This is a genomic window from Pseudomonas sp. AM8, from assembly GCF_036346475.1.
GTDB lineage: Bacteria > Pseudomonadota > Gammaproteobacteria > Pseudomonadales > Pseudomonadaceae > Aquipseudomonas > Aquipseudomonas marginalis.
The window spans coordinates 1-17,400 of sequence record NZ_JAOTNX010000003.1 but is presented as its reverse complement, the minus strand read 5'-3'; the positions used below and the strand labels follow the sequence as shown (position 1 = coordinate 17,400).

Here is a 17,400-nt window from a genome sequence, read left to right as displayed (position 1 = left end):
ATCAGTCCTCGACCACCCAGGTGTCTTTGGTGCCGCCGCCCTGGGACGAATTGACCACCAGCGACCCTTCACGCAGCGCGACACGGGTCAAACCGCCGGGTACCACACGGGTTTCCTTGCCGGACAACACGAACGGGCGCAGATCAATATGGCGCGGCGCAATGCCGTTTTCGACAAAGGTCGGGCAGGTGGATAAACACAGGGTTGGCTGTGCGATATAGGCGTGGGGCTTGGCCTTGATACGCGCGCGGAAGGCTTCGATTTCCGCGGCCGTGGACGCTGGCCCCACCAGCATGCCGTAGCCGCCGGAGCCCTGGGTTTCCTTCACCACCAGGTCCGGCAGGTTGGCCAGCACGTGGGACAATTCGTCGGGCTTACGGCACTGGAAGGTGGGAACGTTCTGCAGGATCGGTTCTTCATCCAGGTAAAAACGGATCATCTCGGTGACGAAGGGGTACACCGACTTGTCATCCGCCACCCCGGTGCCGATGGCATTGGCCAGCACCACATTGCCCGAGCGGTACGCCGCCAGCAGGCCGGGCACACCGAGCATGGAGTCCGGGTTGAAGGCCAGCGGGTCGAGGAATGCGTCGTCGAGGCGACGGTAGATCACGTCCACGGCTTTGGGGCCGTCGGTGGTGCGCATGAACACACGGTCATCGCGCACGAACAGGTCCGCGCCTTCCACCAACTCCACACCCATTTCCCGGGCTAAAAATGCATGCTCGAAAAACGCGCTGTTGAAGCGCCCCGGGGTCAGTACCACCACGCTGGGATTATCCAGGGGGCTCGCGCTTTTCAGGGTATCGAGCAGCAGGTTGGGGTAATGATCGATCGGCGCGATGCGCTGGGCCGCGAACAGCTCGGGGAACAGGCGCATCATCATCTTGCGGTCTTCGAGCATGTAGCTCACGCCGCTGGGTGTACGCAGGTTGTCTTCCAGCACGTAGTAGGTGCCGTCGCCGTCGCGTACGAGGTCGACTCCGGAGATGTGGGAATACAGGTCGCGGTGCAGGTTCAGCCCCTGCATTGCCAACTGGTATTGCTCGTTGGCCAGTACCTGTTCGGCGGGAATGATCCCGGCCTTGATGATGCGTTGTTCGTGATAGAGGTCGGCGAGAAACATGTTCAGCGCCTTGACCCGCTGGATGCAGCCACGCTCGACCATCCGCCATTCGCTGGCGGGAATGCTGCGAGGGATGGTGTCGAAAGGAATCAGGCGTTCGGTGCCCTGCTCGTCCCCATAAAGGGTGAAAGTGATCCCGGCGCGGTGAAACAGCAAATCGGCTTCGCGCCGACGCTGGGCCAGCAGTTCGGCAGGGGTTTCGGCCAACCAGCGGGCGAACTCGCGGTAATGGGGACGCACCTGCCCTGCCCCATCGTACATTTCGTCGTAATAAGTGCGGATCATGCCGTACTCCTTGTCACCCGGACGCAAGAACCATCGCAAGGCCCGTGCCAGCGGCATAAACACTTAAAAATCAGTGGGTTGAATATAAGCAAAGACCTGATCGCACCGTCCTGGTGCACAGAATCCCCACTGCACTGCTGCACGCTTCATGGCAATGCAAGCTTTGGCTATCAACAGCATAGTCAGAGTTGATTTCACTGCCCGTGCAAGCCTGCGGATAATTCTCCCCATCCGCTGAACAGGACACGTCCTACAGCCTTACCCATCCCGCACTCGGTACCTTGAAGCTCGTGTACTGACCGGCTCCTTCGGTCTTCCCTTTCAGCCACCCTTTTCGGGTGGCTTTTTTTTTGTGCGGGAAAGGGCAACGGTAGTTCCGCAAACCTTCACGCAACCTATACAAAATCGGCCGACCCTAAGGTCAGCCGATACGCTGCGTTGCTCATACAGTCGTGCTACATGGGTAACCCACGCACCTCCTGCTTCACGCCCCATCCTTCGATGATCCCTCCAAGCGGCTCGACCACCGCTTCAAAGTCTTGCTCGAAGTCTCCTATGCCGTCGTAGGTTGCGAACATGATCTTGCTCAGTTCCAGGTACCAGGCGCCATCGTCGCGCGCACTGACCTGGGCATTCAGGGACTCGCCACGAAATTCACCCGCAGCCCTGCGCGCCCGTTCCTCATCCGGGAAAATGGCGTAGAACTCAATGGGGTGGAACCGTGAAAAGTCGAAGCCGCCTTCTTTCATGCGGCGCAGAACGTTGGTGCTGATGTCTTCTTGATAGGCTGTGCTCATGAAACGTCCTCCTCAAACCGATGGATAGACTTTCCGTGCTTCCCAAAGCCCGCGCGCTGACGGCGCGGGTACCACGGCAACAACATCACCACGGGAAAACAAGCATGTAGCTGACAAGACCAGACCTTAGCGATTCATTCGCTGATCTCACTTGCAGAGTAGCGCGAAGCTATCACCTCCACCAGAGGTGCTTGAATGGCATACAGGAAATGTTCAGGCGGCGGGAGAGATGTCGAGGATTTGAATACTGTTCTGGTCTTTGAGAATCTTGACCGTTGGCTCGGGCTTGCGGCCCTCAAGGTCGTTGAGGTCCAGTTCGGCGGCCACGGGCACCAGCTTGTTGCGGATCATGTGTGCCGCATCTTCGAGGCTGGGCTTGTGCTCGCAGGTGAACTGCTCCACGGACTGTACGCCGTGATCATCAACGAAGGTAATCTGCCACTTTTGCATCGGTGCCTCCTCGATAAAACCCATGTGTGGGCTTACCTCTATCTGGACCTTGAGGGCTCGGCAAACGTTCCACTCAAGTCAGGAAGCACCGGATCAAGCACAGTTATTTTTCAGCGTGTTCCTTCAAGGCTTTCAGGGTGTTGAACGGCGCTTCCACCACGAACTTGTTGGCCAGCCACGACGGCACGCTGCCGCCTGGCTCGGTGTGTACCTGGTAGGTGACTTCGGTCTCATTGGCGCCTTTAGGGACCAGTTTCCAGAAGCCCTCGACCTGAGCGACACGCACGTAGCCTTTTTCTTCGGGCTTGTAGGTCGGCACGCCCTGCAGCTTGCGGGTTACGCTGCCGTCGGCGTCCTTGGTGGTGGTGACATGGATGTATGAATCACGATCGGTCACCGGGAAAGGCGCCTTGAACTGGGTGTAGGTCCAGGCCTCATCGCCTTTCTTGTCCACCAGCTTCTGGGATTTGCACTCATGAATCCACGAGCAGGCACCGGCCACATCTTCCTGCAGGGCCTGGATCCTGGCGACAGGCGCCTTGATCACGGTCACACCGCGATACGCCTTGTATTTGGAGCCGGCGACTTCGCTCAGGGACACCTTGATACCGTCTTCATCCTTGGCAACCTGCCAATCCTCAGCCTGGGCAGTGGCAGCAAATACCAGCGTAAAACCGCACAGCACAGCCATTCGTTTCAGCGAACCCATTGTCGTATTCCTTATTGTTGAAGTTCCGATAGTAAAGCCCCTCAAGCCGCCGTCATCTGCTCCCACCAGCCGATCAACCGGATCGCATCGGCCTGGTCGGTGCCGCAGACATCGATATCCGCCTTGAAATCACTGCACACCGCCGGGCGCTCCGGTCGGCCGAACAGTTGGCACAGCTGTTCGACCGACAGGTGCAGGCAGCGTTCGCCCGCCGGTTTACCATTGGGCATACCGGGTAAGGGCGAACTGATGGAGGGGGCGATGCAGCAGGCGCCACAGCCTTCACGGCAATTCATGACCAGCAGGTCCTCGACGACTCAATAGGGACGGCCGGGCTAGGGTACGCCCTTAAACAGCCGTTTTAAAATGGGTTAACAGGGGTTTTTCGAACAAAATAAAAGTGACCGACCAGTCTGCGACAGATGGTCGATGGCCTGCGTCACTTTGTAGGAAAAAGTTTACTGCTTGAACTCGAATTCCAACGCGGCACCTTCCACTTCACGGCGCTCTTCGTTGCGCAATTGCAGCTTCATCTCATTGCTGAGCAAACGGCCGTTGATCTGGAACGCACTGTTGTCGGTGGGCTTTTCACCGAACATCGGCGGCAACAACGGCACGCTCTTGGGCTTGGGCACGGTACCCAGGGGCTGCAGGTGCCTGACCATGTCCGAAGGCAGGGACAAATCCAACTGTGCCGGTGGCAGTTTGGTCTGTGCCACTTCCTGGGCTGACTTGGATTTTTTCGCCGTCGACGCACGTTTTTTCGCCGTGGCGGTTGGCTTCTTCGCGACGGGGGCTTGCTTGGCGGTGGAAGGTTTTTTTGCCGGGGCATCCTGCTGGGTATTGGCAGCGGGCTTGTTTTCAGCCACGGGTGCCGCCGCCAGCGCTGTGCCGACGTTACACAGGCTTAACAGGCCAATCACCAAAGCAGCGCGAACAATCGAGGTCATATTGCCTACAGCATTAACGGCAGAGGGCCATATGCTCGCTTGTTGTGCGCGGCATGACAAGCGCGGTGATCAGCCAGCTATCGGCGCTGCCCCTTTTCGGCGCCTCAAAAGCCGGCTGCGGTTTCCTGGCATAGCTGGCTGGCCAGCATCCCCAGGGTCATCAGCGCACGCTCTGCTTCGCGGTTCCAAGGTGTGCCGCAGTTAAGGCGAATGCAGTGGTTGAACTGCTCGGTATTGCTGAAGATCAAGCCCGGCGCAATGCTGATGCCCTGTTGCAGGGCGCGCACGTGCAGTTCCTGGGTATTGACCCGCCCAGGCAAACTGACCCACAAGATAAAGCCGCCCGTCGGACGGGTCATCTGGGTACCTTCCGGGAAATACTGCTGCACCGCCAGTTGGAAGGCGCTGAGATTCTTGCGGTATTCCTGGCGGATGTAACGCAGGTGCCGGTCGTAGCCGCCGTTCTCCAGATACGCTGCCACGCCCATCTGGGTGACGCTGCAGGCCGAGTGGGTGCTGAACATTTGCAGGCGCTGGATTTCCTGCTGGTACTTGCCGGCGATCATCCAGCCGATGCGCACACCCGGCGACAAGGTCTTGGAAAAGCTCGAGCAATAGATGACCCGGTCCAGGCGGTCATAGGCCTTGAGGGCCTTGGTACGGCCGAGTTCGAACATCAGTTCGCCGTAGATATCGTCTTCGACAATCTGGATATCGAAATCCGAGGCCAGGCGCAGCAACTGTTTCTGCCGTTCCTCGGGCATGGTGCCGCCCAGGGGGTTGCTCAGGCGCGTGGTCAGCACCAGGGCCTTGATCGACCATTGGTTGGCGGCCAGTTGCAGGGCTTCCAGGCTCATGCCGGTGGACGGGTCGCTGGGGATCTCGATGACCTTGAGGCCCAACAGGTCGGCCAGTTGCAGCAAGCCGTAATAGGTGGGCGATTCAGCCGCGATCAAGTCGCCGGGACGTGTCAGCACCCGCAGGGACATCTGCAAGGCGTCAACACAGCCGTGGGTGATCACCACTTCGGAGGGGTCCACCACCACGCCGGCGTCACGCATGCGAATCGCCACCTGGCGACGCAGCGGCTCGAAACCGGGGCTGAACATGTAGCTGAAGGCGCGTGGGCTCTGGAAGCGCGTGACCTTGGCCAATTGCTGGTGCAGCGCCCGTACCGGCAGATAGTCGACGCTCGGCACGGCGGCGCCCAGCGGGAATACACCTTCGCGGCGCGACTCGCCCAATACCTGCTGGATAATGCTGCTGCGGGTGACCAACCCCGGGCGCTCGACCCGCGCGATGTCCGGCGTGGGCGCCGTGAGTGCCGGCGTCTGGTGCACGTAGTAACCGGACTGCGGCCGTGCCCGGATCAGCCCCTGGTCTTCCAGGTTGGCGTAGGCCTGCAATACCGTGGCGTGGCTGACATTGAGCTGGGAGCTCATCTTGCGTACCGAGGGCACGCGCTCGCCAGGTTGATAGACACCGCGACGGATGTCCTCAGCCAGTTGCTGGGCGATACGTTGGTAAAGCAACAGATTGGTCATGACGCAGCACTCGATTTCACGGGTATTTTATTTTTGTGTGAAACATACCAGCACAGTTTAGAAGTGTACGGGGACAGTTGCCACAATAGTCGAGCGCGGGCGGGAGTGACAGCAAAAACTGTAAGGTGAGTGGAGAGAATATTCAGATGTATACAGAACAATGTGGGAGGGGGCTTGCTCCCGATGACGGAGTGTCAGGCGCCGAAAATAGTGACTGATCCACCGCTATCGGGGTGTGCCCCCTCCCACACTTTTGATTTGCGCAAGGCTTCAGCGAGCGGCGCCCAGTTGGCCTTTCTCGTCGGAGAACACTATTTCTACGCGACGATTCTGCGCGCGGCCACGCTCGGAGGCGTTGGCTTCCACCGGGTACTGGTCGCCGTAGCCCTCAACCTGGATGCGTTTCTCGTCGATTCCCAGGTCCACCAGCACATCGGCCACCGATTGCGCGCGATCACGGGACAGTTTGACGTTTTCCTGCTGACCACCCGTATTGTCAGCGTACCCCTCGATGCGCACCACACGCTTGGGGTTCAGTTGCAGGAACTGCACGATTTTCAATACGGTGCGGTTGGCCGAGTTTTTCAACTCCGCTTCACCGGTATCGAACAGCACGTCGCCCAGGGTCATCACCAGGCCACGATCGGTCTGAGTGGTGGTCAGGCTGGCGATCTGTTCTTCGAGCCATTTACCCTGCTGCTGCACGCTGATCAGCTTGCTTTCACGCAGGGCCAATTGCAGGCGCTGGCGTTCCAGTTCGAGCTTGGCGGCACGCTCTTCGTTAAGTGTCTGCTCGGTGTGTTCGCGGGCGATGGCACTGTAGCGCTGGCTCAGGTAGGCGTAATGCACCACGTCGGCACCGCTGCCCCAGTAGCTGGACAAGCGGTCGGCCCGCGCCAGGGATTCACCGGCGCGGATCACGTCCTTGGGTGCGATACGCAGCACGTTGGCGTCTTCCTTGACCTTCTGGAAGTCGCTGCCCGCCTGTTGCAAGGCCTGTTCGCCACTGGGGTGGCTGGCACAACCGCCCAGTGCCGCACTGCCCAGCAGCACGGCACAGCCCAGACCACGGATCATCGGGTTCATTGGGCTTCTCCCAGCTGCAATTGCTTGCGCAGGCGCGTGATGCGGGTATTGAGCACGTTCAGTTGTTCCTGGCTCTTGCGGGTCAGCACCTGGGCTTCGGCCAGGCGCGCATCCAGCTCGGCCTGTTCGGCCTGCATGCGCGCGTCCTTGTAGGATTGCTCGGCCATGTCGGCCTTGGCCTGGGCGAATTTGTCTTCGGCCAGTTTCAGTTCGGGTGATTCATCGGCGCTGGCGCCCACGGCGTTGGCTTGTTCCAGGGCTTGCTGGGTGAGGCGAATTTGTTCATTCGGCGCAGGATCGGCTGCACATCCCGCCAGAGCGACAACGGCGAGGGCCGCGAAAAAAGGTCGAAGAGTCACTGAAAATCCCTACTTTGTTGGGGTGCCGACGGGTTGTTGCAATTGCGCTTTCCAACGCTCCAGATTGCGCTGCAGCGCGGCTTCCGTCACACCAGACCCGGGCAATTCTGTCATCTTTTTGGCCAGCTGTCCGCGCAGCCACGGATCATTGCAGGCCGAGTTGTGGGAAATCGCCAGGTACAGGCCGGGCTGATCGACGGGCACGTCGCGGGCCACCAGGTCATTGCTCATCCCTAACGTCTGGGCCATGGCCATGCCGGAGTAACGCCCGGCCAGCACGTAGTCCACTTCCCCCAGCAGCAGTTTCTGGAAGGCCGGGGTCAACGTGGGCAGGCGTTGCAGGATCAGTTGCTGGCCGGCGAAGGTTTCAAAGTCGCGGCTCAAGCGCGCACGTTCCGACACTGCACCCTTGTGGCCATGCAGGTCCGCCGCCGTGGAGTAGGCCAGCGCCGAATCCTTGCGGGTCCAGACCAGATAATCGAGCTGTACCAGCGCGGGGTGGATGTAGTCGAGGGTTTCCAGCTCGCCAAGGTTCAGCGGTGCATCGGCGAGGATGTCCATGCGCCCGCTGCGCACTTCGTCCAGGGCCAGGGAACGCTTGCCGCCGTAGAGCAGGTCGATTTTCAACCCAAGCTCCTTGGCTACCTGTTGCAAGACATCGGCGGTGGCGCCGATCAGGTGCGTCGGGTCTTGGGGGTCGCGCCACAGCAGCGGCGGTGCATCCGGGCTGCCGGTGATCACCAGGCGATCACATTTGCCGGCTGCCTGGGCCAGGCTCGGCAGCAGCGTAAGTCCCAGCAGTACGGCCCAGGGGCGCAGTTCCATGGCGGTTTCTCCGGCGTTCAAAAAAGCCCGGGCCAAAAAAAGCCCGGTCACTAGACCGGGCTCTTTATAAGTGAAGCGGCTGGATTAGACCAGCTTCTCCAACTCGGGTACGGCTTCGAACAAGTCCGCCACCAGGCCGTAATCGGCCACCTGGAAGATCGGTGCTTCTTCGTCCTTGTTGATCGCGACGATCACTTTGGAGTCCTTCATACCGGCCAAGTGCTGGATCGCGCCGGAGATACCGACAGCGATGTACAGCTGTGGCGCAACGATCTTGCCGGTCTGGCCGACCTGCATGTCGTTGGGTACGAAGCCTGCGTCGACGGCCGCGCGGGAGGCGCCGACCGCAGCGCCGAGCTTGTCGGCCAGGGCGTACAGGTGCTTGAAGTTGTCACCGTTCTGCATGCCACGGCCGCCGGAAACGACGATCTTGGCAGCGGTCAGTTCAGGACGATCCGACTTGGCCAGCTCTTCGCCAACAAAGCTGGACGTGCCAGCATCGTGGGCAGCAGCAACGGCCTCAACGGCAGCCGAACCACCTTCAGCGGCAACCGGGTCGAAACCGGTGGCACGCACGGTGATGACTTTGACGGCAGCGGTCGATTGCACGGTGGCAATGGCGTTACCGGCGTAGATCGGGCGCTTGAAGGTGTCGGCGCTTTCTACCGAGATGATCTCGGAGATCTGGTCAACGTCCAGCTGTGCGGCAACGCGCGGCAGGATGTTTTTGCCGTTGGAAGTGGCGGCAGCCAGGATGTGGCTGTAGCCAGCGCCGAGTTCTGCTACCAGAGGGGCAACGTTTTCCGGCAATTGGTGAGCGTAAGCGGCGTTGTCGGCCAGCAGTACTTTGCTTACGCCAGCCACTTTGGCTGCAGCCTCAGCCACGGCGCCAGCGCCTTGACCGGCGACCAGTACGTGGATGTCGCCACCGATTTTAGCGGCAGCAGCAACAGTGTTCAGGGTGGCCGGGGCCAGCACCTTATTGTCGTGTTCTGCGATTACCAAGATAGTCATGATTAGATTACCTTCGCTTCGTTTTTCAGTTTCTCGACCAGTTCAGCCACCGACTTGACCTTGATGCCCGCGCTGCGTGCAGCCGGCGCTTCAACTTTGACGGTCTTGTTGGTGGAGGCGGTGGAAACGCCCAAAGCATCCGGAGTCAGCACTTCGAGAGGCTTCTTCTTGGCTTTCATGATGTTTGGCAGGGACGCGTAGCGCGGCTCGTTCAAACGCAGGTCGGTGGTGACGATGGCCGGCAGTTTCAGGGAAACCGTCTGCGCGCCGCCGTCGATTTCACGGGTGACGGCAACGCTGTCGCCGCTCACTTCCACTTTGGAAGCGAAGGTGCCCTGGCCGTAACCGGTCAGTGCAGCCAGCATCTGGCCAGTCTGGTTGTTGTCGCTGTCGATCGCCTGTTTGCCGAGGATCACCAGCTGAGGCTGTTCCTTGTCGACAACGGCCTTGAGCAACTTGGCCACAGCCAGGGAGGTCAGCTCTTCAGCGGACTCGACCAGGATAGCGCGGTCGGCACCCAGTGCCAGGGCGGTACGCAACTGCTCTTGAGCAGTGGTCGGGCCGATGGAAACCACAACGATTTCAGTCGCCACGCCTTTCTCTTTCAGGCGTACGGCTTCTTCCACGGCGATTTCACAGAAAGGGTTCATCGACATCTTGACGTTAGCAAGGTCGACGCCGGAATTGTCCGCCTTGACGCGAACTTTCACGTTGTAATCGACAACGCGTTTGACAGCTACAAGAACCTTCATGGATTCCTCGTTACTCTCCGGTGAAAAGAAAGTCGCCTAGGCGAACCTGGCGGTTGATGCTCATCGGCACACAAGGGCACCTCCAAAAACGGCGGCGAATGACCTTGCTCACGGGAAGTGATGACCGTTCGTCAGTGGTGACTGGGAGGTCATTCTTTATCGCGGCGTGTAAACTGCGCGCCATCAATTAAACGCGCGTCACCTGTTTTGCCGTTGCCGTGCTTTTGGACGTGCTCTTGAAACCTACAGTCTGCCTACGGTCTGTGCAAAACCGACCGTATATTGACCGGAACGCCTATTCTGGTCAATACGGCAAAATGGCCAGTCATAAGCCGCGTTGCTTTGATTTACCTAGCCTGCGGGCAATTCAAACAAACGTTTGTATTGGACGCTGACAGTGGTCTATATATAATGCGCCACCTAGAGAGACAGGTGGGTCATCCCCTGCCGTTGCGCACGGCGATGACGGACACGACACCGAACCTCCACCCATTAGAAAAAAAGCCTGTTGAGCCTTGAGTAGGAGATAGCCTGTGGAACGCGAATACATGGAATTCGACGTGGTCATCGTCGGCGCTGGCCCGGCGGGCCTGTCTGCCGCCTGCCGACTGAAGCAGAAGGCCGCCGAAGCCGGTAAGGAAATCAGCGTCTGCGTGGTCGAGAAAGGCTCCGAAGTGGGCGCACACATCCTCTCCGGTGCCGTGTTCGAGCCCCGTGCCCTGAACGAACTGTTCCCGGACTGGAAGGAACTCGGCGCCCCGCTCAACACCCCCGTGGTGCGCGATGACATCTATGTGCTGCGCAGCGCCGACACCTCCACCAAGGTGCCAGACTTCTTTGTGCCCAAGACCATGCACAACGAAGGCAACTACATCATCTCCCTGGGCAACCTGTGCCGCTGGCTGGCCCAGCAGGCCGAGAACCTGGGTGTGGAAGTCTACCCAGGCTTCGCCGCCCAGGAAGCGCTGTTCGATGAAAACGGCGTGGTGCGCGGGATCATCACCGGCGACCTCGGCGTCGACCGTGAAGGCCAGCCAAAAGAAGGCGTCTACACCCCGGGCATGGAACTGCGTGGCAAGTACACGTTGTTCGCCGAAGGCTGCCGTGGGCATATCGGCAAGCAGTTGATCCAGCGCTTCAACCTGGACAGCGACGCCGACGCCCAGCACTACGGCATCGGCCTCAAGGAAATCTGGGAAATCGACCCGGCCAAGCATCAGCCAGGCCTGGTGGTGCACACCGCCGGTTGGCCGCTGGACATCATGAGCAACGAGAACACCGGTGGCTCGTTCCTCTATCACCTGGAAAACAACCAGGTGGTCGTCGGCCTGATCGTCGACCTGTCCTACAGCAACACCTTCCTGTCGCCGTTCGACGAGTTCCAGCGCCTCAAGCACCACCCGGTGCTGGCCCAGTACCTGGAAGGCGGCAAGCGCATCAGCTACGGCGCACGCGCCCTGGCCAAGGGCGGTATCAACTCGTTGCCGAAGATGGTGTTCAAGGGCGGCGCGCTCATCGGCTGCGACCTGGGCACCATGAACGTGGCCAAGATCAAAGGCAGCCACACCGCGATGAAGTCCGGCATGCTCGCTGCCGATGCCGTGGCCGAACGCCTGCTGGCCGAATCCGAAGGCGGCGATGAGCTGACCAACTATGTCGACAGCTTCAAGGCAAGCTGGCTCTACGAAGAACTGTTCGCCAGCCGCAACTTCGGCCCGGCGATGCACAAGTTCGGCCCGATCATCGGCGCCGGCTTCAACTGGTTCGACCAGAACATCCTCGGCGGCAAGATGCCGTTCACCCTGCACGATACCAAGCCGGACTACGCCTGCCTGAAGCTGGCCAAGGACAGCAAGAAGATCGACTACCCGAAACCCGACGGCAAGTTGAGCTTCGACAAGTTGAGCTCGGTGTTCATCTCCGGTACCAACCACGAAGAAGAGCAGCCGTGCCACTTGAAGTTGAAAGACCCAAGCATCCCGATCGGCACCAACCTGCCGCTCTACGATGAACCGGCGCAGCGTTACTGCCCGGCCGGCGTGTATGAAGTGATCACCCAGGAAGACGGCGAGAAGCGCTTCCAGATCAACGCCCAGAACTGCGTGCACTGCAAGACCTGTGACATCAAGGACCCTTCGCAGAACATCACGTGGGTCACACCGGAAGGTGCGGGTGGGCCGACTTACCCGAATATGTAAGCCAAGCGAGGCTCCCGAATGGGAGCCTTTTTTATGCAGTCAAACTCGGTCAACTGTGGGAGGGGGCTTGCCTGAAATGACTAGGCAGCCCGCTCTTCGCCAGGGTTACGCTCGAAGTAGCGCTTGTACTCGCGACTGAACTGCGACGTACTCTGGTACCCCACGCTGTGCGCCGCCTGCGCCACGCCCATGCCCTCCACCAGCAGCAACTGCTGAGCCTTGAGCAAGCGCAAACGCTTCAAGTACTGCACCGGCGACAACAGCGTGCAGCGTTTGAAATGCTCGTGAAACGTCGACGCACTCATATGCGCGTACCCCGCCAACGTCTCGATATTCAGCGGCTCGGCGTAATGGGCATGCAGGTGATTCAACGACGTGGCGATCCGCGAAAACTGCCCTTGCTGTTCCACCAAGGCGCGCAGCACATCGGCCTGGGGGCCACGCAAGGCGGTGAACAATAATTCCCGCACCCGCGCCGGGCCCATGATCCGGCTTTCCAGTGGATCGTGCAGGCACTGCAGCAGCCGCTCGACGCAGCCGCGCATGGCGTCATCCAGGACCACCGAACTCATCGACTCCAGGGTTTGCGCGGTCGGCGGCGGACCGGCCTGCATGCCCATGGCCATCACCAACTCACCCAGCACCACGCGGTCGATGCCCACGGTCACCCCCAGCAGCGGCGCACCGGGCGCCATGGCGAACGTCTCGCACTCGAACGGCACCGGCATCGCCTGGATCAAGTAGTGCCCGGCGCCATACTCCAGCGTACGCGGGCCCAGGTAGGCGACCTTGCTGCCTTGGGCCACGAACATCAGGCTCGGCTCGTAGATCTGCGGGCCGCGCGCTACGTCGCAACTGGCGCGCAGTACTTGCACACCCGGCAGATGGGTCGGGGAGAAACCGTCGCGGGACGTCAGCCCCTCGATCAGGGCAACCAGCGTGGCGTTGGCATCAACATGGCGGGTCAATAGCATAAAAGCAGTTCTCGGGAGTTTTCAGATCTGAGCATCAGCAAGCTTCAAGCCTCAAGCTGCAAGAGAGCACGCAGTTTATAGCTTGCGACTTGTAGCTTGCTGCTTTTAGCGGCTCCTCCGGAGCTTTAGGCATGAGACTCGGAGCAATCGCCATGGCCGCATCAGGGGGTGACGCGGAAAATGGCCCGCCTCATCTGTCCCTGCTTTTGCGAGGTTTTCGCCATGTATACCGCCATCGGTTACGCCGCCCAGTCGGCCACCACTCCCCTCGCCCCCATGTCGTTTGAACGCCGCAGCCCGCGCGCCGATGACGTGGCCATCGAGATTCTCTACTGCGGCGTGTGCCACTCCGACATCCACCAGGCGCGCAACGAATGGGGCATCGCCGTGTACCCGCTGATGCCGGGCCACGAGATCGTCGGCAAGGTCACCGCCGTCGGCGCCCGCGTGACCGCGCATAAAGTCGGCGACCTCGTCGGCGTCGGCTGCATGGTCGATTCGTGCCGCCACTGCGAAGCGTGCAAATCGGACCTCGAGCAATATTGCCTCGAAGGCCCGACCATGACCTACGCCACCCCGGACCGCGTCGATGGCAGCAACACCATGGGCGGTTACTCCGACAGCATCGTGGTCAGCGAGCACTTCGTGGTGAAGATCCCGGCCAAGCTCGACCTGGCCAGCGCCGCGCCGATCCTGTGCGCAGGCATCACCACCTATTCGCCGCTCAAGCACTACGGCGTCAAGGCTGGCGACAAGGTCGGGATTCTCGGCATGGGTGGCCTGGGCCACATGGGCATCAAGTTCGCCAAGGCCATGGGCGCGGAAGTGACACTGTTCACCCGCTCGGCTAGCAAGGCTGAAGAAGGCCGCCGCCAGGGTGCCGACCATGTGATCGTGTCCACCGATGCCGAACAGATGCAAGCCGCCGCCGGCAGCTTCGACTTCCTGCTCGACACCATCCCGGTGCAGCACGACCTGAACCCCTACCTCGACGTGCTGCGCTTTGATGGCGTGCACATCCTGGTTGGCCTGATCGAGCCCGTGGACCCACCGGTCAACGCCGCCAAACTGGTATTGGGACGTAAAGTGCTGGCAGGTTCGCTGATCGGTGGCATTGCCGAAACCCAGGAAGTCCTGGATTTCTGCGCCGAGCATGGCATCACCTGCGACATCGAAATGCTCGACATCCGCCAGATCAACGAGGCCTACACCCGCATGATCGCCGGTGATGTGAAGTACCGCTTTGTCATCGACATGGCGACCTTGAAGGCCTGAGTGCCCTCACCCCACTCCCAGTAGATACCAACACCGCGTAAACCCGTAGCAGCTGCCGAGCGCAAGCGAGGCTGCGTTGCGGTGTGTCAGATACACCGCTGACGCAGCCTCGCTTGCGCTCGGCAGCTGCTACGGGGGGGCCTTCATACTATGGGTGGGAGGGCCTTCACGCTACGGGGCTGGTCAGGCCTTCGCACCCAACTCCGCTGACAGCCGCGCTGCGACCTGTTTGATCACAGGGATCAGCTCGGCCATTTTCTCCAGCGGCATGTAGGGCACGGTACTGGCGATGCTGATGCCGGCGACGATTCGCCGGCTGGCATCGCGCACCGGTGCCGCCACGCACCGGATCGACGGTTCGTTGTCTTCCAGGTCGAACGCATACCCGCCCACCACATACTCACGCATGCGCTGCTCGAACTGCGCCCAGGATTGTTCTGGATGCTGCGGCCATTGCAGGTTTTTCCCACCCGCCGGCAGGCTGGTCTCGTACAAACGCTGCCACTCTTGCACCGAGTCATCCAGCAGCATCGCCTTGCCCACGCCCGTGCGCGCCAACGGCATGCGATGGCCGACCCGCGAGCGCATTTCCGGACCGTTGCGGCCAGGGTTCTTGTGCAGGTAGAGCACGTCGTCGTATTCGCGAATGGCCAGGTGGATGGTGTCGCCGGTCAATGCCGACAGCTCATCCAGGTACGGCACCGCCAGGGTCACCAGCGGCAGCTCTTCGCGGGCCTGAAATCCCAGCTCGATCAACTTCGGCCCCAACAGGTAGCCGACTTGCGGCACCACGCGCAGGTAACGCTCTTCCACCAGGCAACTGGCCAGGCGGTGGGTGGTGCTGCGGGTGGTGCCGATGCGCCTGGCGATCTCTTTCAGATCCCGCGCACCGGCCGCCACCGCCTGCACGACGCCCAGGCCACGCAGCAGGGTCTGGGTGCCGGTGGGGGCTGCGTCTTTGACGGGGGTGTGGGCGTTTTCCTGCATATCGGGCCTATAGGTATGAAAGCGGGGGCATTATGGCAAATACCGCCCCTCAATACAGTGGCGATCCAAAGGTGGGAGGTGTTCGATCTAGCGCTGCTTCATGCGGTCGATGATGACCGCCAGCAACAGGATCGAGCCACGAATCACGTACTGGTAGAAGGTGTCGATATTCTTCAGGTTCATCGCGTTCTCGATGATCGCCAGGATCAGCACCCCGGCAATCACATGGCGGATCATGCCGATGCCGCCGCTCAACGACACCCCACCCAGCACGCAGGCGGAAATCACCGTCAGCTCGAACCCCTGGCCGATCATCGGCTGGCCCGAGGTCATGCGCGAGGCGAGGATCACCCCGGCCAGCGCGCCGATCAGGCCGTGCACGGCAAAGATGATGATCTTGGTGCGATCAACGTTCACCCCCGCGAGCAACGCGGCTTCCTGGTTCCCCCCGATCGCCATGGTGTTGCGCCCATAGGTGGTGTAGTTCAACAGCCAGCCAAAAAACACAAAGCACAGCACGGTGATGATGATCGGCACCGGCACGCCCAACAGTTGGCCGTTGCCGAACACAAAGAAATCCTCGTTCATCACCCCCACCGCCTTGCCGTTGGAGAAGATGTAGGCCAGGCCGCGCACGATCTGCATGGTCGCCAACGTCGCGATCAACGCATTGATACGCAGCTTGGCGATGACAATGCCGTTGATCAGCCCTACCACCAAACCCATGGCTAATGCAGCGGATACACCGAGCGCCACGCTGTCGGTGTCGCGAATCACGATCCCCGCCACCACACCGGCGCAGGCAATCACCGAGCCCACCGACAGGTCGAAGTGCCCCGACGCCAGGCAGAACAGCATGGTGCAGGCGGCGATGCCCACGGTGGAAATCGCCAGGCCCAGGCCACGCATGTTCAGCGGCGAGAGGAAGTTGTCGATAAACAGCGCGCTGAGCACAAAGATGCCCAATGCCGCCAGCAGCATCACCCAGTCATCGAGAAACTTGCGCTGGTTGAAACCCGGCCAGAAGCCCTTTGCAGTTTTTACCTGAGACATGCCTACACCCTCTTATTCTTCAAGCCCGCGAACGCGGGAGTGCCAGTTGCAGCAGGCGTGCTTCATCCGCTTGATCGCGGCTCAGTTCGCCGGTCAGCGCGCCTTCGCTCATCACCAGGATGCGATCGGAGATGCCCATCACTTCCATGAGGTCGCTGGACACCACGATCACCGCAATGCCCTGGGCCGCCAGGTTATGAATGATCTGGTAGATCTCCGACTTGGCGCCGATGTCGATGCCGCGAGTCGGTTCGTCGAGCAGCAGCACCTTCATCGGCATCGACAGCCAGCGGCCGAGAATGGCTTTCTGCTGGTTGCCGCCGGACAGGTACATGATTTTCTGTTCAGCGTTAGGCGTTTTGACTTTCATCGCCTTGATCTGCTGGTCGGCGTTGCCCTTTTCCCAACCGTCGCGCAACAGCCAGCCAAACGACGCATGGGCGCCACGGGCACTGATGTTGATGTTCTCGGCGACGCTTGCGAGCGGGAGGATGCCCTCCTTCTTGCGGTCCTCGGGGCACAGCAGTACACCGGCGGCGATGGCATCACGCGGTGAGCGCAGTGTCAGTGCTTCACCGCAGAGCTCCAGGCTGCCGGCACTGGCGCGCTCCAAACCGCTGAGCAAACGGAACAACTCCGTGCGCCCTGCCCCGACCAAGCCGAACAAGCCAAGGATTTCGCCTTTGCGCACCTCAAAACTGATCGGCTCACGCAACCCCGGGCCCAACAAGCCGTCGACCTTGAGCGCCACCTCGCCGTGCTCGCGCGAGCGGTAGTCGTAGATGTCCTGGATGTCGCGACCGACCATGCAGGTCACCAACTGGTCGTGGGTCAGCGCGCTCATGTCATCGAAAGTGCGCACGTAGCGGCCGTCCTTGAACACCGTCACCGCGTTGCAGATGCGGAACACTTCTTCCATGCGGTGCGACACGTAGAGCACCACTTTGCCCTCGTCCCGCAGGCGCGTGATGATCGCCATCAGCCGGTCGATCTCCCGCGCCGACAGGCTGCTGGTG

General features: G+C 60.7%; 18 protein-coding genes. 2 read left to right on the top strand and 16 right to left on the bottom strand.

Annotation, left to right across the window (positions count from 1 at the left end; all coding sequences use genetic code 11):
• Nucleotide 1: 1 nt before the first annotated feature.
• The 12 genes from V3W40_RS09510 to V3W40_RS09455 form a co-directional block, all read right to left on the bottom strand.
• Nucleotides 2-1,411, bottom strand: coding sequence for a circularly permuted type 2 ATP-grasp protein (locus V3W40_RS09510; protein WP_053139427.1), 1,410 nt, complete (start codon nucleotides 1,409-1,411; stop codon nucleotides 2-4).
• Between the two features lie 455 nt (nucleotides 1,412-1,866).
• Complete coding sequence (locus V3W40_RS09505; RefSeq protein ID WP_015885395.1) at nucleotides 1,867-2,208, bottom strand: ribonuclease E inhibitor RraB; 342 nt, start codon at nucleotides 2,206-2,208, stop codon at nucleotides 1,867-1,869.
• 213 nt (nucleotides 2,209-2,421) lie between these two features.
• On the bottom strand, nucleotides 2,422-2,658 hold the full coding sequence (locus V3W40_RS09500) for a hypothetical protein (RefSeq protein ID WP_027603638.1): 237 nt from the start codon (nucleotides 2,656-2,658) through the stop codon (nucleotides 2,422-2,424).
• Between the two features lie 103 nt (nucleotides 2,659-2,761).
• The gene (locus V3W40_RS09495) at nucleotides 2,762-3,367 is read right to left on the bottom strand and encodes an START domain-containing protein (RefSeq protein WP_027603637.1); all 606 of its coding nucleotides are present in this window, start codon (nucleotides 3,365-3,367) and stop codon (nucleotides 2,762-2,764) included.
• Nucleotides 3,368-3,408: 41 nt separating this feature from the next.
• Complete coding sequence (locus V3W40_RS09490) at nucleotides 3,409-3,663, bottom strand: YkgJ family cysteine cluster protein (protein WP_065940713.1); 255 nt, start codon at nucleotides 3,661-3,663, stop codon at nucleotides 3,409-3,411.
• A 162-nt stretch (nucleotides 3,664-3,825) separates the two neighbouring features.
• A complete protein-coding gene (locus V3W40_RS09485) occupies nucleotides 3,826-4,317 on the bottom strand; it encodes a translation initiation factor 2 (protein WP_065946913.1) in 492 nt (163 codons plus the stop codon).
• Between the two features lie 104 nt (nucleotides 4,318-4,421).
• Entirely contained in the window at nucleotides 4,422-5,861 is a 1,440-nt protein-coding gene (locus V3W40_RS09480) for an aminotransferase-like domain-containing protein (RefSeq protein WP_017527404.1), read from the bottom strand.
• Nucleotides 5,862-6,131: 270 nt separating this feature from the next.
• The gene (locus V3W40_RS09475; protein ID WP_065946914.1) at nucleotides 6,132-6,947 is read right to left on the bottom strand and encodes an OmpA family protein; all 816 of its coding nucleotides are present in this window, start codon (nucleotides 6,945-6,947) and stop codon (nucleotides 6,132-6,134) included.
• A complete protein-coding gene (locus V3W40_RS09470; protein WP_027603634.1) occupies nucleotides 6,944-7,306 on the bottom strand; it encodes a DUF4398 domain-containing protein in 363 nt (120 codons plus the stop codon). Before V3W40_RS09470 ends, V3W40_RS09475 begins: the two co-directional genes overlap by 4 nt.
• 9 nt (nucleotides 7,307-7,315) lie before the next feature.
• Nucleotides 7,316-8,131, bottom strand: a complete 816-nt coding sequence (locus V3W40_RS09465) for a substrate-binding periplasmic protein (RefSeq protein ID WP_323146250.1) — start codon at nucleotides 8,129-8,131, stop codon at nucleotides 7,316-7,318.
• A gap of 84 nt (nucleotides 8,132-8,215) precedes the next feature.
• Nucleotides 8,216-9,145 carry an electron transfer flavoprotein subunit alpha/FixB family protein gene (locus V3W40_RS09460; RefSeq protein WP_098478899.1) on the bottom strand — a complete coding sequence of 310 codons (930 nt, stop codon included), beginning with the start codon at nucleotides 9,143-9,145 and terminating at the stop codon, nucleotides 8,216-8,218.
• Nucleotides 9,146-9,147: 2 nt separating this feature from the next.
• Nucleotides 9,148-9,897, bottom strand: coding sequence for an electron transfer flavoprotein subunit beta/FixA family protein (locus V3W40_RS09455; RefSeq protein ID WP_024076934.1), 750 nt, complete (start codon nucleotides 9,895-9,897; stop codon nucleotides 9,148-9,150).
• Between the two features lie 533 nt (nucleotides 9,898-10,430).
• On the opposite strand from V3W40_RS09455, the gene V3W40_RS09450 reads away from it, so the two are divergent.
• Entirely contained in the window at nucleotides 10,431-12,095 is a 1,665-nt protein-coding gene (locus V3W40_RS09450; protein WP_027603630.1) for an electron transfer flavoprotein-ubiquinone oxidoreductase, read from the top strand.
• An 80-nt stretch (nucleotides 12,096-12,175) separates the two neighbouring features.
• On the opposite strand, the gene V3W40_RS09445 is transcribed toward V3W40_RS09450, so the two are convergent.
• A complete protein-coding gene (locus V3W40_RS09445) occupies nucleotides 12,176-13,069 on the bottom strand; it encodes an AraC family transcriptional regulator (protein WP_027603629.1) in 894 nt (297 codons plus the stop codon).
• A 222-nt stretch (nucleotides 13,070-13,291) separates the two neighbouring features.
• On the opposite strand from V3W40_RS09445, the gene V3W40_RS09440 reads away from it, so the two are divergent.
• Nucleotides 13,292-14,344 (top strand): NAD(P)-dependent alcohol dehydrogenase, encoded by a 1,053-nt coding sequence (locus tag V3W40_RS09440; RefSeq protein ID WP_065924818.1) that lies wholly within the window; start codon nucleotides 13,292-13,294, stop codon nucleotides 14,342-14,344.
• A 183-nt stretch (nucleotides 14,345-14,527) separates the two neighbouring features.
• Here V3W40_RS09440 and V3W40_RS09435 read toward each other — a convergent pair whose 3' ends face one another.
• The 3 genes from V3W40_RS09435 to V3W40_RS09425 all read right to left on the bottom strand — a co-directional run.
• The gene (locus V3W40_RS09435) at nucleotides 14,528-15,331 is read right to left on the bottom strand and encodes an IclR family transcriptional regulator (protein ID WP_027603627.1); all 804 of its coding nucleotides are present in this window, start codon (nucleotides 15,329-15,331) and stop codon (nucleotides 14,528-14,530) included.
• An 87-nt stretch (nucleotides 15,332-15,418) separates the two neighbouring features.
• Complete coding sequence (gene araH / locus V3W40_RS09430) at nucleotides 15,419-16,384, bottom strand: L-arabinose ABC transporter permease AraH (protein ID WP_065924819.1); 966 nt, start codon at nucleotides 16,382-16,384, stop codon at nucleotides 15,419-15,421.
• A gap of 19 nt (nucleotides 16,385-16,403) precedes the next feature.
• A partial coding sequence (locus V3W40_RS09425) for an ATP-binding cassette domain-containing protein (protein WP_330214936.1) occupies nucleotides 16,404-17,400 on the bottom strand: 997 nt, incomplete at its 5' end.

Excerpts from the sequence above, each read along its gene's own strand:
- V3W40_RS09490 (WP_065940713.1), bottom strand. The coding sequence starts at position 3,663 with ATGAATTGCCGTGAAGGCTGTGGCGCCTGCTGCATCGCCCCCTCCATC.
- V3W40_RS09455 (WP_024076934.1), bottom strand. The coding sequence starts at position 9,897 with ATGAAGGTTCTTGTAGCTGTCAAACGCGTTGTCGATTACAACGTGAAA.
- V3W40_RS09510 (WP_053139427.1), bottom strand. The coding sequence starts at position 1,411 with ATGATCCGCACTTATTACGACGAAATGTACGATGGGGCAGGGCAGGTG.
- V3W40_RS09445 (WP_027603629.1), bottom strand. The coding sequence starts at position 13,069 with ATGCTATTGACCCGCCATGTTGATGCCAACGCCACGCTGGTTGCCCTG.
- V3W40_RS09485 (WP_065946913.1), bottom strand. The coding sequence starts at position 4,317 with ATGACCTCGATTGTTCGCGCTGCTTTGGTGATTGGCCTGTTAAGCCTG.
- V3W40_RS09480 (WP_017527404.1), bottom strand. The coding sequence starts at position 5,861 with ATGACCAATCTGTTGCTTTACCAACGTATCGCCCAGCAACTGGCTGAG.
- V3W40_RS09435 (WP_027603627.1), bottom strand. The coding sequence starts at position 15,331 with ATGCAGGAAAACGCCCACACCCCCGTCAAAGACGCAGCCCCCACCGGC.
- V3W40_RS09505 (WP_015885395.1), bottom strand. The coding sequence starts at position 2,208 with ATGAGCACAGCCTATCAAGAAGACATCAGCACCAACGTTCTGCGCCGC.
- V3W40_RS09440 (WP_065924818.1), top strand. The coding sequence starts at position 13,292 with ATGTATACCGCCATCGGTTACGCCGCCCAGTCGGCCACCACTCCCCTC.
- V3W40_RS09475 (WP_065946914.1), bottom strand. The coding sequence starts at position 6,947 with ATGAACCCGATGATCCGTGGTCTGGGCTGTGCCGTGCTGCTGGGCAGT.
- V3W40_RS09465 (WP_323146250.1), bottom strand. The coding sequence starts at position 8,131 with ATGGAACTGCGCCCCTGGGCCGTACTGCTGGGACTTACGCTGCTGCCG.
- araH (WP_065924819.1), bottom strand. The coding sequence starts at position 16,384 with ATGTCTCAGGTAAAAACTGCAAAGGGCTTCTGGCCGGGTTTCAACCAG.
- V3W40_RS09500 (WP_027603638.1), bottom strand. The coding sequence starts at position 2,658 with ATGCAAAAGTGGCAGATTACCTTCGTTGATGATCACGGCGTACAGTCC.
- V3W40_RS09495 (WP_027603637.1), bottom strand. The coding sequence starts at position 3,367 with ATGGGTTCGCTGAAACGAATGGCTGTGCTGTGCGGTTTTACGCTGGTA.
- V3W40_RS09460 (WP_098478899.1), bottom strand. The coding sequence starts at position 9,145 with ATGACTATCTTGGTAATCGCAGAACACGACAATAAGGTGCTGGCCCCG.